The sequence below is a fragment of the Faecalibacterium sp. OM04-11BH genome (genome assembly GCF_003482185.1).
Taxonomy (GTDB): domain Bacteria; phylum Bacillota; class Clostridia; order Oscillospirales; family Ruminococcaceae; genus Faecalibacterium; species Faecalibacterium tardum.
Map to the genome: position 1 here is coordinate 45,843 of NZ_QULS01000012.1, position 13,249 is coordinate 59,091.

The following is a 13,249-nucleotide window of genomic DNA, read 5'->3' on the forward strand; positions in this document are numbered from 1 at the left end:
CAGGGGTTCAGAGCTCAGTCATCTGCGGCTTCGTCCAGATTACCCAGCTTCTTGGCCTGCTCCACAACGGCAGGCACCAGCATCTCGGGCAGGGTCTCGTAGCGGGCGAACTCGGTGGTGAACCAGCCGCGGCCCTGCGTGGTCTGACGGATAAAGGTGGTAAAGTTTGCAAGCTCTGCCAGCGGCACCTCGGCGATGATGGTCTGCAAGCCGTCCTCGTCCGGCTCCATGCCCAGCACACGGCCGCGGCGCTTGGTCACATCGCCCATGATATCGCCGGTGTTGTCGTTCGGCACATGGGCTTTCAGGGTGTGGATGGGCTCCAGAATGACGGGGCCGGCCTCCGGCATAGCGGCCTTGTAGGCCAGCTTTGCAGCCATAATAAAGGCCATTTCAGAGCTGTCTACCGGGTGGTAGCTGCCGTCCAGCAGGGTAGCCTTCAGGCCGACCACGGGGTAACCGGCCAGCACGCCCTTTTCGGCAGCCAGACGCACGCCCTTTTCCACGGCGGGGAAGAAGTTCTTGGGCACGCTGCCGCCGAACACCTTCTCCTCAAACACCACCTGCTCGCTGTCGCAGGGCTCGAAGTTGATGATAACATCACCGAACTGGCCGTGGCCGCCGGTCTGCTTCTTATGGCGTCCCTGCTTCTGGCAGGCCTTGCGGATGGACTCGCGGTAGGCGATGCGGGGAGCTTCCAGACCGATCTCCACGCCGAACTTGTTCTTCAGCTTGGCCTTGACCACATCCAGATGCTGCTCGCCCAAGCCGCCGATGACCTGCTGATGGGTCTCGGCGTTGTTGATGTAGCACAGGGTGGGATCTTCTTCCATCAGGCGTGCCAGTGCGCTGGAGATCTTGCCCTCGTCGCCCTTCTTGGCCACGGTAACAGCCATGAACAGGCTGGGCTTGGGGAACACAGGTGCGGGCAGCTTGACCACGCGGTCTGCATCGCACAGGGTATCGCCGGTCTTTGCACTCACCAGCTTTGCCACTGCGCCGATATCGCCGGCACCGATGCCGTCGTTCTCCATCTGCTTCTTGCCAATGATGGTCAGGGGTTTAGTGATCTTTTCCACCTCGCCGGTGCGGGCGTTGGTCAGCGGTTCGCCTGCGGTCACCTTGCCGCTGATAACACGCAGATAGCTCAGCTTGCCCACGAACGGGTCGGCCACGGTCTTAAAGACGTAGGCGGCAGTGGGCTCATCCTCGGTGCAGTGCAGTTCCACCGGCTCGCCGTTGGCATCCTCGGCCAGCGTGCTGGCCTCGTGCTCCGGGCTGGGCAGCAGCTTGTGCATATTGAACAGCAGCATATCCAGTGCCTGCATATTCACGGCGCTGCCGCAGAACACGGGGGTGATCAGACCGTCCTTAACGCCCTTGCGCATACCCTCCACGATCTCCTCGGTGGTGAAGGGCTCGCCGCCGAAGAACTTTTCCATCAGCTCATCGTCGGTTTCCGCAATGGCCTCGCTCATGGCCTCGATCAGACCCTGGAAACGGTGACCGATGTCCGGCAGGTCCACCTGAATCTGCTTGCCGCTCTCGTACTTGAAGGCCTTCTGGCTGAACAGGTTGATGTACACGGGGGTGCCGTCGTCCAGCTTTGCGGGCACGACACAGGGGCAGACGGTGGAGCCGAAGCGGATCTTCATATCCTCAAGGATCTTGAAATAGTTGGCGTTTTCCAGATCGCACTTGGAGACGAACACCATGGTGGCCTTGCCGTTCTTGCGGGCCAGCTGGAACGCCTTTTCTGCGCCCACGGTAACACCGCTACGGCCGGACACGCACACCAGCACGCTCTCGGCGGCGCGGATGCCCTCGTACTCGCCTGCTTCAAAGTCGAACAGACCCGGTGCATCGATCAGGTTGTACTTGATGCCCTCGTACTCCACCGGCACAACGGACGCCGACAGGCTGGCCTTGCGCTTTGCTTCCTCGGGATCAAAGTCCGAAATCGTGGTACCATCCTCAACCCGGCCCATACGCTCGGCAGCGCCCGAAAAATAGACCAGTGCTTCGGTCAGCGTGGTCTTGCCGCTGCCGGCATGGCCGGCAATCAGAATATTGCGGATGTTGTTGCTTGCGTATTTCATATCGGTTTTTCCCTCATTTCCGCCGCACGGAGCATTCTCTCCGTTTTTGTGGCATATTTTACAAAGATAATACCACACTTAAAACGAATTTTAAATATATCGTTTCAAAATTTAGCAAAAACGCCTGCCAAACTTCCGGGCACTGTTTTGTGCAAGTTGACATTGGGGTGTAAAACAGACGGACTGAAAAAGCAGAACTCCCGGCAGCGCGTACAGGCGCGGAACCGGGAGTTTTCGTTGCAAATATGCGGGTTTTGTGATATGCTGTAAGTGCCGCTTCGGCGGTAAGGGCGCTGATTGCATAATCGGTGGTCTAGCTCCTTCCGGCTGCGCGCCAGAGGGGACGAAAAACTTTTTGCTTCCCCTGACGCGAAAGCGGAAAGGGGGGATGCCTCATGACGTTTGAACAGGTCGTGCTGCTGCTCACGCTGCTTGGCGGAGCAATCTACATTGCCTTCGAGATCACATGGACGATTTCCAACGGCAAAAAGAAATGACCGCTCATGCCCTCAGAAAGCAAGCGGTCATTCTTTACGACTGATTAGCCAGATGAGGAGCTGACCATTGCAGTCAGCGCTCTTTCTATTCGTAGTATAGTCTATTTTTCCGGGTTTGTCAAGCCGCAGACCCGCATAAAGGGGCAGGAGGTTTTACGCGATGAAACGCGAGGATTATATCAACTGGGACGAATATTTTATGGGTATTGCGCTGCTTACCGCCATGCGCTCCAAGGACCCCAACAGTCAGGTGGGTGCGTGCATCGTAAGCCCGGAAAACAAGATCCTTTCCCTAGGCTACAACGGGATGCCCATGGGCTGCAGCGATGACGAGATGCCATGGGAGCGGGAGGGCGCCCCCCTGCAGACCAAGTATATGTACGTCTGCCACGCCGAGCTGAACGCCATCCTCAACAGCGCCCACAACAACCTGAAGGGTGCCCGGGTTTATGTGACCCTGTTCCCCTGCAACGAGTGCACCAAGGCCATCATCCAGTCCGGCATTGCCGAGGTGGTGTACTACGGCGACAAGTACCACGACAGCGATTCCAGCATTGCAGCGCGGTTCATGTTCGAGCACGCCGGTGTCCGGCTGACCCCCTATAAGCCCACCGGACGCCGGGCAGAGCTGGAGCTGTAAGCATAACCTTTTTATTGCAATTCGCAATAAATTATGTTATTCTACCCATAAGACGCTGATTGCATCATTGGTGGTCATGCTTTCTGTCCCGTATCGCTGATTCTTCCTGTACATGGAACGAAGCAGAGGTTCAGGGAGGGAAACTTTTTTGAAGAAAACTTCCCTGCGCCTTGAAGGCGAAGGGAGGGATATCGTTTGAATCTGACAGAAGTTTTGAATCTTCTCATGGTCATTCTCACCCTGTTGGGACTGATTTTGGAAGTAGTCCGTCTGACCGTCGAGGTCATGGATAAGAACTCGCAGAAGAAAAATGACAACAAAAAAGATTGACCGCCTCCAGAGTTCCAGCCTGAGCGGTCAATCTTTTGACTAATACGGGACGGAAAGCTGACCTGTGCAGTCAGCGTCCTTCTGTTTATAGTATAGCCTTCTGTGCGTTCTTTGTCAAGACAAGCACGAATGTTCCCTCTTGACCTTCCCGATACAACGTATTATAATAGAATCACAGCTTGAATAAATATTCAACGGTTCTTGCATAGAGAGGGAAATATACAATGGAACTGAAAAATCGCAGCTTTTTGAAGCTATTGGACTACACCCCCGCCGAGATCGGGCAGCTGCTGGAGCTGGCCGCTGACCTGAAAGCCAAAAAGAAGGCCGGTATCCGTCACGACCAGCTGCGGGGCAAAAATATTGCCCTGATCTTTGAAAAGACCTCCACCCGCACCCGCTGCAGCTTTGAGGTAGCCGCCCACGATCTGGGCATGGAAGTGACCTATCTGGACCCCTCCGGCAGCCAGATCGGCAAAAAGGAGTCCATCGCCGATACCGCCCGGGTGCTGGGACGGATGTTTGACGGCATCGAGTACCGCGGCTACGGTCAGCAAATCGTGGAAGAGCTGGCGCACTTCGCCGGTGTTCCGGTGTGGAACGGCCTGACCAACGAGTTCCACCCCACCCAGATCTTAGCCGATTTCCTTACCATTCAGGAGCATTTCGGTCATTTGAAGGGCATCCACTTTGTTTACTTTGGGGACGCCCGCTACAACATGGGCAACAGCCTGATGGTGGGCTGCGCCAAGATGGGCCTGCACTTTACCGCCTGCGCCCCCAAAAAGTACCAGCCCGACCCCGCGCTGGTGGAACAGTGTCAGGCCATTGCTGCCCAGACCGGGGCTACTCTCTCCTTTGAGGAGGACCCCGTCAAGGCAGCAAAGGGCGCGGACGTGCTGTACACCGATGTGTGGGTGTCCATGGGCGAGCCGGTTGAGGTGTGGGCAGAGCGCATCCACGATCTGGCCCCCTATCAGATCAATCAGGATCTTATGAATATTGCAGGCCCGGATGCAGTATTTATGCACTGTCTGCCCGCCTACCACGACCACAAGACCACCGTGGGCAAGGAGATGGGCGAGCGCTTTGGCCGCGACGCCATGGAGGTGACCGACGAGGTGTTCGAAGGCCCCCAGAGCATCGTGTTTGACGAAGCCGAGAACCGGATGCACACTATCAAGGCGGTCATGGCAGCCACCTTGGGATATCAGGAATAAAGAGATAAGCCCGGAAGGTTCGCAGACCTTCCGGGCTTATTCTATCTAAAAATAATTTTCCACTCAGCGATCATTCCGAAACTGCATTCTGCAGTTTCAGCACGCCTGCCTGCGTCAGGCGCTTACGCAACAGCGCACCCACGATGCAGGACACCACGATCTTGCCCAGATCCAGCGCAATAAAGGGGTAGACGCAGACGGTCAGCGCATAACCCAGCTCGCACTGCATCTGGAACACGAACCATGCCGTGCCCAGCACATAGCAGGCAGCATCGCCCAGCACCAGACCCACAGCGGAAACCACCGGGTTGCCCTTGCTCTTTTCAATGAACATACCGCCGATGAAGGCCAGCAGCAGATAGCCCACCAGATAGCCGCCGGTAGGGCCTGCCAGCTTGGCAAGGCCGGCACCATAGCCGGAGAACACCGGAATGCCGATGGCGCCCAGCGCCAGATAGATGACCACGCTCAGGGTACCGAACTTCGGCCCCAGCAGCCATGCGGTCAGGCAGATAACAAAGTTTGCCAGCGAGATGGGCACGGCTCCGATGGGCACGGTCAGCGGGCCCAGCACGCACAGCACGGCAGCCATCACAGCGGTGACAGCCATCTGATAGGTAGTAAGTTTTTTGTCTTTCATAGTCGGTTTTCCCCTCTGTTTTTTCGTTTTGCAAGGCATCTGTGCCCGAGTATACCGCACCGGTGCGCCGCAGGTCAACGGAAAAGTTTGCAAAGGGTTTACAATCAGAATTTTGATTGTATTACTGTGGAAAGTATGTTAAAATAAAAATGCCGCCGGAAACGGCGGCGGGTGCTGTCTGCATAAAAAGGTGGTCTAACGTCCTCCGGCAAGTGTCCGGGGGCTGTGAAACCTTATTGCTCGGTTCCCCCGGACGCAAATGCGAAAGGGGGGATGCGTCATGGTATTGAACGATGTTCTGCAACTGCTTGTCGTCATCGGCGGTACAGTGGGAATCACGTTTAAAATCTCATGGGCGATCTTTCAGGAGATCCATAACAATAAGAAATGACCGCCCACAGTCTCGCAAACACTGAGCGGTCATTCTTATTGACTACTTAGCCGAAGGAAACTGACCCTTGCAGCCAGCACCCTTTCTATTTGCAGTATAGCCCATTTTGCACGAAATGTCAAGAAAAACACGGAGGTTCCCATGGGTGGAGGTCATGTATCGCGGCCAGATTTCGGGATGCCGCAGCCGGACGCGGCGTACCCGCTGACCGAGTTCTATCTGCTGGCACAGCAGGCGCTGGAAAAAAGCGGCAGCTTTATGCTGCCCGCCCTGTACGCAGGGCTGCACGCCCCCGCCCGGCGCATCTACCGGGAGGAGGCCGCCGGGTATCTGCAGCTTGCGGCAGCTCCGGCAGATGGCCTGACCCGGCTGCTCTCCCCTGCCCGGATGCAGCTTTTATACAGCAGCTTGCAGGTGCAGCCGGACGGCACCCCTGCCGCCCTTTTGCTGACCGAGGAGTGCACCCGCCTGACCGTGGCGGTGCAGCTGCTGCCGCCCTTTGTGTGGGAGGACCCGCTGCCGCCGCTGCCGGATGTTCCGGCGGCGCTCACCCTGCAACTGACCATGCAGGACGTAATGGCCATCGACACTGCCCCCGCCGCACTGGCGCAGAAACTGGTGCACAGCGCTGACGGTAAATGCTGGCTGCATCACCCCAAGGCAGAGACCTTTCTCTCCGAGCGGCTGGCGCTGCTGCAAAGGGTCTATAAATAATGAAGGAACCGCCGTACATTCCCGTGTGCAGTAATTCCTTGTCCATGAGACGATTTAAATGGCCTCCGCGTTGCTCTGGCCATATTCAGCGGAAAGACTATTATTTATATTCGTGTTTGTCGCACTCTGCGGAGTGCGACAAACACATTCTTAGTTTTTTACTCAGGGTCTCCTCTTTTACTTTTTTGCGATTTCGTGGTATACTGACCGGTAAACCGGCAGGATATCCAACCTCTGTCGGAGAACGTGGACGTGCCTTGCGGTCCGGTGCGTCCGGCACACAAAAAATGGAAGGAACCGGGTTTTGTTCTGCAATAATCGGGGATGCTGAGCCGTATATCAAGTGAACGTCCCCGTGAGAACCACAAACATTCCATCGAGAAGCCCGCTTCCGGGCATCCAAGGAGAGTTTATAACAATGGGACAGCTGACCAGAAACGAAGTATTTACCTTGGCGGTGCAGCGTTACAGCGACACCGTCTACCGCACTGCGGTGCATAATTGCCGCTGCACAGCCGATGCTGAGGATGTGGTGCAGGATGTGTTTGAAAAACTGCTGCACTACAACGGCATCTTTGAGAGTGAGGAGCATCTCAAAGCATGGCTGCTGCGGGTGGCCATCAACCGCTGCCGGGACCTGACCCGCGCCGCCCATCAAAAGGACACCGAACTGGACGAGAACCTGCCCGCCCCTGATGTCCTTGCGGAGGACGGCAGCGTGCTGGATGCCATCCGCACCCTGCCGGAAAACTACCGCAACGTCATCTATCTGCACTACTACGAAGGATACACTGCGGCAGAGATCGGGCGGATGATGGCGGTGCCCACAAACACGGTACTAAGCTGGCTGCGGCGCGCACGGGCACAGTTACATACGATGCTGAAGGAGGAGATCGAAGATGAGGTGGTATGAATATAAGATGGAGGTCGATGACCTGACTGCCCCAGACGATCTGAAGGCAAAACTGCTGGCCATGACCGACACCCTGACTGCGGAGGAAAAGGCTGAGCCCATGATGGCCGCCCCCGCCCCGCAGACCGCAGCACCCCTGAATACCGAAACCAAAAAGAAAAAGCCCATCCACTTCCCGGTAAAGCAGCTGGGCACGCTGGCTGCCTGTCTGGCCGTGTGCGTGCTGGGTTATAGCACCCTGCATCTGGGCATCGGGATGGGCAGCGCCAAAAGCAGCGCGCCCGCCCTGTACGCAGCCGAAGGCGCTGCCGACAGCTCCGCTGCTTCTGTGGCAGCGGGCGGGTTTGATCTCCAGCATGCCGCGCTGGACAGCACCCCCGAGGCGGTGAATTACAGTCTGGAGGCAGACGACCGCTCTCTGGAAACGGAATACAGCGGCACCGGCAGCGCCGAGGCTGCTGCCCCTGCGGTGGACAGTGCCAAGATCATCTACACCGCCAACCTGACACTGGAAAGCAAGGACTACGAGGCTGCCCGCAGTGCGCTGGACAGCGCTCTTGCCGAGGCGGGCGGCTATCTGGAATCCAGCAGCGAGTACACGCGCACCGGTTCCAGCCGCTCTGTAAGCCTGACCTACCGGGTACCGCAGGCCAACTACCAGAGTTTTTTGGACGCTGTTGCCGCTGCCGGCAATGTGACCTATCGCAGCCAGCAGGCCGATGATGTGACTACACAGTATATGGACGTGTCCGCGCGGCTTTCTAACCTGCAGGCACAGCGCACCCGCTTACAGCAATTGCAGGACCAAGCCAAAACTCTTTCGGATCTGTTGCAGATCGAGGACTCCCTCACCGAGGTGCAGTCCCAGATCGAAAGCTGGCAGAGCCAGCTGGACTGGTACAGCGATCAGGTGCAGCAATGCACCGTGTATATCGACCTGAACGAGGTGCAGACCTACACACCCGCCAACGAAAGCTTTTTCTCCCGCATCGGCTCCGCCTTTACCGCTGGCTGGGGCAATTTTGTGAACGGCTTGCAGCAGCTGGTAGTAGCGCTGGCTTCCGTCTGGCCGCTGGCAGTGCTGGCGTGCGCCGCAGTCGCCCTTGCACTTGCATGGCGTAAAAAGCACCCGAAGAAGTAACTCCCGTAGAAATCCATTTTCCGCATAAAGGCTTCCCCCCGGCTGGGGGAAGCCTTTTGTTCAACCCCGTTGAAAAAACCACCCCTGTCCCGCCGGGCTGCTGCACCGGGAGGCAGGGGTGGTTTTGTATATTTTACGGCACTTATTACACACCGGAATAAGCCGAGAAGCCGCCGTCCACCGGCAGGCAGATGCCGGTAATGAAACCGGCTGCATCATTGTTCAACAGGAACAGCAGTGCGCCCACAAGGTCTTTTTCGCTGTCGCCGAAATGTCCCATGGGGGTGGCGGCAAGGATCTTTTTGGTGCGCTCGGTAGGGGTGCCGTCCTCGTTGAAGAGCAGCTTTGCGTTCTGCTCGCTGGCAAAGAAGCCCGGGGCGATGGCGTTGACCCGGATGCCCACCTTGCTGAAGTGCACCGCCAGCCACTGGGTAAAGTTGGTCACAGCAGCCTTGGAGCCGGAGTAGGCAGGGATCTTGGTCAGGGGCAGGTAGGCGTTCATGCTGGAAATGTTCAGGATGTTGCAGCCCTCGCGGCCTACCATCTGACGGGCAAAGGCCTGCGTGGGCAGCAACGTGCCAATGAAGTTCAGGTTGAACACCATCTCCACGCCGCTCTCGTCCAGATCAAAAAAGGTAACGGTGTCACTTTCCAGATCGCCCATCTCAAAATATTCCTTGTCCGTGTTGGCGCGGGCGTTGTTGCCGCCTGCACCGTTCACAAGAATATCGCAGGGGCCAAGGTCTGCCAGCACATCCTCTGCTACCTGCAGGCAGTTGGCCTTGTTCATCACATTGCAGGTGTAGCCCTTGGCAATGCCGCCCTCGGCTTCGATCTCGTCCGCAAGCTCCTTGAGCTTATCCATGTTGCGGCCCAGCAGCGCCACCTTTGCGCCCGCCCGTGCCAGCGCCTTGGCAAAAATGGAGCACAGCGTGCCGCTTGCGCCGGTGACAACGGCTACCTTGCCGGTGAGATCGGTGTTCAGTACGTTCTTTTCCATAACATCCTCCTGTTACAGCTGTATTCATTGGCTAGAGTATAACAGAAAAAGACGGTCTTTGCCAGAACGTTCTTATTATAAAATGGGAAAGTTTTACGCTTTTTGCCGGACAACAAGCACGATATCTTCTGGATGCAGTGCAGACGGAATCGCGCAAAATCGCAAAAATGACCGTTTTTACCTTGAAGATCTTCTAACTCTTCCAAAGCAAAACCAGTATGATAAACGCATGACAAACACATCCTACTTCGGCTCCGCTGCCCGCAGCGGGCTACACTGTTCAAGCGCAGCGGCCTGCGCCTATGACCCACAGAGTTTTGAACAATGTGGGCATTCAGACCCGGAAACGCCGCATTCCGTACCCACAATGTTCAACCCGCACGATGTGAACATTTGACGTAGAATAGTTTCTTTTTACACACTGATCAAATATAAAAAGTTATAATAATATTCTACACTGTTCACGCTGCACAATGTGCAACAGCGGCGGTGCTTCCCACTTTGATGTGAACACAAAAAAGCAGGTTGAATTTAAAAAATTCAACCTGCTTGGTGGTTGCGGGGGCCGGATTTGAACCAACGACCTTCGGGTTATGAGCCCGACGAGCTACCAGACTGCTCCACCCCGCGATATTTACTTTTCTGCTTTTCAGCGGTTCTCGCTGACTGCTCAAGTATAATACCATAGGCCGGGCAGAATGTCAACCCTTTTTGCGAAAAAATTTTCGTATCCTCTTGCCACAGCTTTTAATGCGTCATCGTCCGGTGCTGTGCACGGTATTCGGCGGGGGTAATGCCGTACAGGCGGCGGAAGGTTTTCAGAAAGCTGCTGTAATCCGGAAAGCCGCTCTCGGTGCAGGCGTTCAGGACGGAAACGCCCTCCTCCAGCGCCTTGCGGCAGTGCTGCATCCGCAGATAGGTCAGGTAGTTGTGGATGCTCTCCATGGTGCACTCCTTGAACGCGCGGGAAAGGTGCTCCCGGCTGGCGTAAAGTTCCTGCGCCAGCTGCGCGGTGGTAAGGGTCGGGTCCTGATAATGCGCCTGCAGGTAGGCCACCGCGCGCGCGACCAGTACACTGGTGCTGCTGGGGGCAGCGGTCTGTCCGCTGCCGGTGGCCTGCGTGATGAGCAGCATCATTTCAGAGACCTGCGCCTCAAAAACGGTGTCCCGGATAGAGCCCGGCAGCTCCAGACTTTGCCCCATACGGACGAAAAGCCCCGCAAAATCCCACTTACGGCAGGCTTCGCTGTCCAGCACGGTGAGCTGCTGCAGCCAGCCTGTGTTTTTCAGGTTCACGCGCCGGCGGGTGGCCTGCCAGAGGGCGTCATCGATCTGGACGACCAGACGATCCGACTGGTCGTCATCAATGTTGAAGTTGCCGGAGTGGTAGACCTGAGAGGGAAAGTAGATCAGCTCCCCCACATGGACCAGATACACGCTACCGTCCACCGAGTAGCGTACCGTGCTGCCGCCGATGGGGAGCACCAGCTCGTGGTACGGGTGGGAGTGCACCACAGACTGCTTGTTTTCCCGGTTCGTGTACCATGTGACCAGAAGCCGGGTGTCGCGCAGCCCCATCCGCGCCTGTGCTTCCGTAAGGACATTATCGATATAATGCGAGACACGTTCGATGCCCATAGCCACTCCTGTTCCTTGTTAAAAAAATAAGAATCATTCTTTTACGTCCTTTTTTGCCCTAGTATATCAGTACATATCACATTTTGCAACATTTAAATCACAAAATCTGCGGAAAAGCGGCGGAATTTTTAGTATGATAATGGCGCAAGAAGACGAGATTGACCAAATGCACAAAGGCGTTTCAATATTTTTGTGCTAGTTAACAAATGTATTGGTTGCATTTCGTGACCATCCGAAAGGAGCCCGTCCATGCAGACCTCAAAAAATCATTTTGAAGCCAAAGTGGTCTTTAACGATGAGACCATCCGCCGGATGTTCCGCACAGAGTTCTACACCTACGAGGGGCTGCGGCATCTGCTGTGGCTTGCAGCGGCCTTTGTGCTGGTGATGGCGGCGCTGTTCACCGCCATTCCTACCGTTGTCAAAGTGCTCTGCCTGCTGGTGGGCTGTGCCATGTTCGCCATGCCGGACTTTTTGAGCCGGGTGGCGGCAGAGGGTGTCATCATGCAGCGGGGCGGTGCGGAAACTACCGTGAGCTGCCGGGTCAACGATAACGGCGTGGACGTGGAAAACGGTGCGCACATCCCCTTTGCAAAGATCGACCGGCTGGTGGAGGATGACCAGTATTTCTACATCTTCCAGAGCCGTCAGATGGCCGTGATGATCCCCAAGGGCAGCCTGCTGCCGGCAAACCCGGAGCGGTTCGCAAAGGTGCTTGCCAAGGAGACCGGCAAGGACTGGCAGCGCTCCAAGAGCCTGTGGGGGCTCAACCTGAAAGACCTGATCCAGATGGGAAAGGACCGCTTTCAGCGCAGCGCGTCCTGAGCGCTGCACCGCAATTATGCTGTTTCACAGCCGGTTGGCTGTGATCGTGGGATACGATAAAACAAGATAAGGAAGGAAAGACACTATGAAAATCACTCGCAGACAGTTCGTACAGGCCATGGCAGTTGCTGGTGCATCTGCCCTGCTCACCGCTTGCGGCGGTTCCTCCGGCAGCACTGCCGGTTCCGGCGCAGCTTCTGCCGCCGCTGGCGGCAGCTTCAACCTGAAGCTGGGCCACAATCTGGCCGAGGATCACGCTGTGCACATCCAGCTGACCAGCTTTGCAGAGCAGGTCAAGGAAAAGACCGGCGGCAGCATCAACATCCAGATCATCCCCAACGGCACCCTGGGCAGCGAGGCTGACATGATCTCCCAGATCCAGGCAGGCGCACTGGATATGGCAAAGGTTTCCGCTTCCACGCTGGGCAACTTCAGCGAGAAGTACAACGCCTTCTCCGTGCCTTATGTGTTCAACGATCAGGCACACTACTACAGCTACATGGACAGCGACTCCGCAAAGGCAGTCTTTGAGTCCACCGACGATCAGGGCTTCCGCGGCCTGACCTGGCTGGATTCCGGTGCACGTTCTTTCTACACCAAGGCTACCGCCATCCGCACCCCGGCTGACCTGAAGGGTCTGAAGATCCGCACCATGGACAGCCAGATGGCTATCGACATGATGAACTGCCTGGGCGGCTCCGCTACCGTTATGGGCTACAGCGATATCTACACCGGTATGCAGCAGGGCGTCATCGACGGTGCCGAGAACAATGTCACCGCACTGCGCGACCACGGCGACGTGACCAAGTACTACTGCTTCGACGAGCACACCCGCATCCCCGATATGGTGGTCATCGCTTCCAGCGTGTGGAACAAGTTCTCTGACGAGCAGAAGTCCATCGTGTCCGAGTGCGCTGCTACCGCTACCGAGGAGTACAAGGACGCTTGGAAGAAGTTCGAGGACGAGGTGCTGGACAAGGCTGTGAACCAGAACGGCGTCGAGCTGGTCAAGGATGTGGACATCGCCGCATTCCAGGCCGCTGTGCAGCCCATCTACGACAACCTCAAGACCTCTAACCCCACCACCTACGCGGTCGTGGAAGAAATCCGCGCAATGGCCTAAACGCCAACGCATTGCTTTCCATTCTTATCTCCCAAGCTGCGGGCGGCGCACGATGCTGCCCGCAGCTGCGCGGGAGGT

At 56.7% G+C, this 13,249-nt stretch carries 12 protein-coding genes and 1 tRNA gene; 8 read left to right on the plus strand and 5 right to left on the minus strand.

Annotated elements, in window-relative coordinates:
- Window positions 1-14: 14 nt before the first annotated feature.
- A complete protein-coding gene (locus DXB44_RS10645) occupies window positions 15-2,099 on the minus strand; it encodes an elongation factor G (protein ID WP_118658703.1) in 2,085 nt (694 codons plus the stop codon).
- A gap of 657 nt (window positions 2,100-2,756) precedes the next feature.
- Here DXB44_RS10645 and DXB44_RS10650 point away from each other — a divergent pair.
- From DXB44_RS10650 to argF, 3 genes are all read left to right on the plus strand, one after another.
- Window positions 2,757-3,236, plus strand: a complete 480-nt coding sequence (locus DXB44_RS10650) for a dCMP deaminase family protein (RefSeq protein WP_112091154.1) — start codon at window positions 2,757-2,759, stop codon at window positions 3,234-3,236.
- A 195-nt stretch (window positions 3,237-3,431) separates the two neighbouring features.
- A complete protein-coding gene (locus DXB44_RS15005; protein WP_279220772.1) occupies window positions 3,432-3,566 on the plus strand; it encodes a hypothetical protein in 135 nt (44 codons plus the stop codon).
- Between the two features lie 224 nt (window positions 3,567-3,790).
- A complete protein-coding gene (gene argF / locus DXB44_RS10655; protein ID WP_118658704.1) occupies window positions 3,791-4,786 on the plus strand; it encodes an ornithine carbamoyltransferase in 996 nt (331 codons plus the stop codon).
- Window positions 4,787-4,856: 70 nt separating this feature from the next.
- Here argF and DXB44_RS10660 read toward each other — a convergent pair whose 3' ends face one another.
- Window positions 4,857-5,426, minus strand: a complete 570-nt coding sequence (locus tag DXB44_RS10660) for a biotin transporter BioY (protein ID WP_055186378.1) — start codon at window positions 5,424-5,426, stop codon at window positions 4,857-4,859.
- Window positions 5,427-5,958: 532 nt separating this feature from the next.
- On the opposite strand from DXB44_RS10660, the gene DXB44_RS10665 reads away from it, so the two are divergent.
- From DXB44_RS10665 to DXB44_RS10675, 3 genes are all read left to right on the plus strand, one after another.
- Window positions 5,959-6,531 carry a hypothetical protein gene (locus tag DXB44_RS10665; RefSeq protein WP_118658705.1) on the plus strand — a complete coding sequence of 191 codons (573 nt, stop codon included), beginning with the start codon at window positions 5,959-5,961 and terminating at the stop codon, window positions 6,529-6,531.
- Window positions 6,532-6,949: 418 nt separating this feature from the next.
- Window positions 6,950-7,444, plus strand: a complete 495-nt coding sequence (locus tag DXB44_RS10670; protein ID WP_118658706.1) for an RNA polymerase sigma factor — start codon at window positions 6,950-6,952, stop codon at window positions 7,442-7,444.
- On the plus strand, window positions 7,431-8,585 hold the full coding sequence (locus tag DXB44_RS10675; RefSeq protein WP_118658707.1) for a DUF4349 domain-containing protein: 1,155 nt from the start codon (window positions 7,431-7,433) through the stop codon (window positions 8,583-8,585). Before DXB44_RS10670 ends, DXB44_RS10675 begins: the two co-directional genes overlap by 14 nt.
- A gap of 145 nt (window positions 8,586-8,730) precedes the next feature.
- Here the strand turns inward: DXB44_RS10675 and DXB44_RS10680 are convergent, their stop codons facing one another.
- The 3 genes from DXB44_RS10680 to DXB44_RS10690 all read right to left on the minus strand — a co-directional run bounded on the left by DXB44_RS10680 (window position 8,731) and on the right by DXB44_RS10690 (window position 11,223).
- Window positions 8,731-9,585 carry an SDR family oxidoreductase gene (locus DXB44_RS10680; RefSeq protein WP_118658708.1) on the minus strand — a complete coding sequence of 285 codons (855 nt, stop codon included), beginning with the start codon at window positions 9,583-9,585 and terminating at the stop codon, window positions 8,731-8,733.
- A gap of 553 nt (window positions 9,586-10,138) precedes the next feature.
- Window positions 10,139-10,215: transfer RNA gene (locus tag DXB44_RS10685), tRNA-Met, on the minus strand.
- Between the two features lie 117 nt (window positions 10,216-10,332).
- Window positions 10,333-11,223, minus strand: a complete 891-nt coding sequence (locus DXB44_RS10690) for an AraC family transcriptional regulator (protein ID WP_118658709.1) — start codon at window positions 11,221-11,223, stop codon at window positions 10,333-10,335.
- 249 nt (window positions 11,224-11,472) lie between these two features.
- On the opposite strand from DXB44_RS10690, the gene DXB44_RS10695 reads away from it, so the two are divergent.
- The gene (locus tag DXB44_RS10695) at window positions 11,473-12,048 is read left to right on the plus strand and encodes a YcxB family protein (protein WP_118658710.1); all 576 of its coding nucleotides are present in this window, start codon (window positions 11,473-11,475) and stop codon (window positions 12,046-12,048) included.
- An 85-nt stretch (window positions 12,049-12,133) separates the two neighbouring features.
- On the plus strand, window positions 12,134-13,171 hold the full coding sequence (dctP, locus tag DXB44_RS10700) for a TRAP transporter substrate-binding protein DctP (RefSeq protein ID WP_118658711.1): 1,038 nt from the start codon (window positions 12,134-12,136) through the stop codon (window positions 13,169-13,171).
- Window positions 13,172-13,249: the final 78 nt, after the last annotated feature.

Coding starts and splice junctions, on each gene's coding strand:
- DXB44_RS10695 (WP_118658710.1), top strand. CDS start 11,473: ATGCAGACCTCAAAAAATCATTTTGAAGCCAAAGTGGTCTTTAACGAT.
- dctP (WP_118658711.1), top strand. CDS start 12,134: ATGAAAATCACTCGCAGACAGTTCGTACAGGCCATGGCAGTTGCTGGT.
- DXB44_RS10650 (WP_112091154.1), top strand. CDS start 2,757: ATGAAACGCGAGGATTATATCAACTGGGACGAATATTTTATGGGTATT.
- DXB44_RS10670 (WP_118658706.1), top strand. CDS start 6,950: ATGGGACAGCTGACCAGAAACGAAGTATTTACCTTGGCGGTGCAGCGT.
- DXB44_RS10665 (WP_118658705.1), top strand. CDS start 5,959: ATGGGTGGAGGTCATGTATCGCGGCCAGATTTCGGGATGCCGCAGCCG.
- DXB44_RS10675 (WP_118658707.1), top strand. CDS start 7,431: ATGAGGTGGTATGAATATAAGATGGAGGTCGATGACCTGACTGCCCCA.
- argF (WP_118658704.1), top strand. CDS start 3,791: ATGGAACTGAAAAATCGCAGCTTTTTGAAGCTATTGGACTACACCCCC.
- DXB44_RS10680 (WP_118658708.1), bottom strand. CDS start 9,585: ATGGAAAAGAACGTACTGAACACCGATCTCACCGGCAAGGTAGCCGTT.
- DXB44_RS10660 (WP_055186378.1), bottom strand. CDS start 5,426: ATGAAAGACAAAAAACTTACTACCTATCAGATGGCTGTCACCGCTGTG.
- DXB44_RS10645 (WP_118658703.1), bottom strand. CDS start 2,099: ATGAAATACGCAAGCAACAACATCCGCAATATTCTGATTGCCGGCCAT.
- DXB44_RS10690 (WP_118658709.1), bottom strand. CDS start 11,223: ATGGGCATCGAACGTGTCTCGCATTATATCGATAATGTCCTTACGGAA.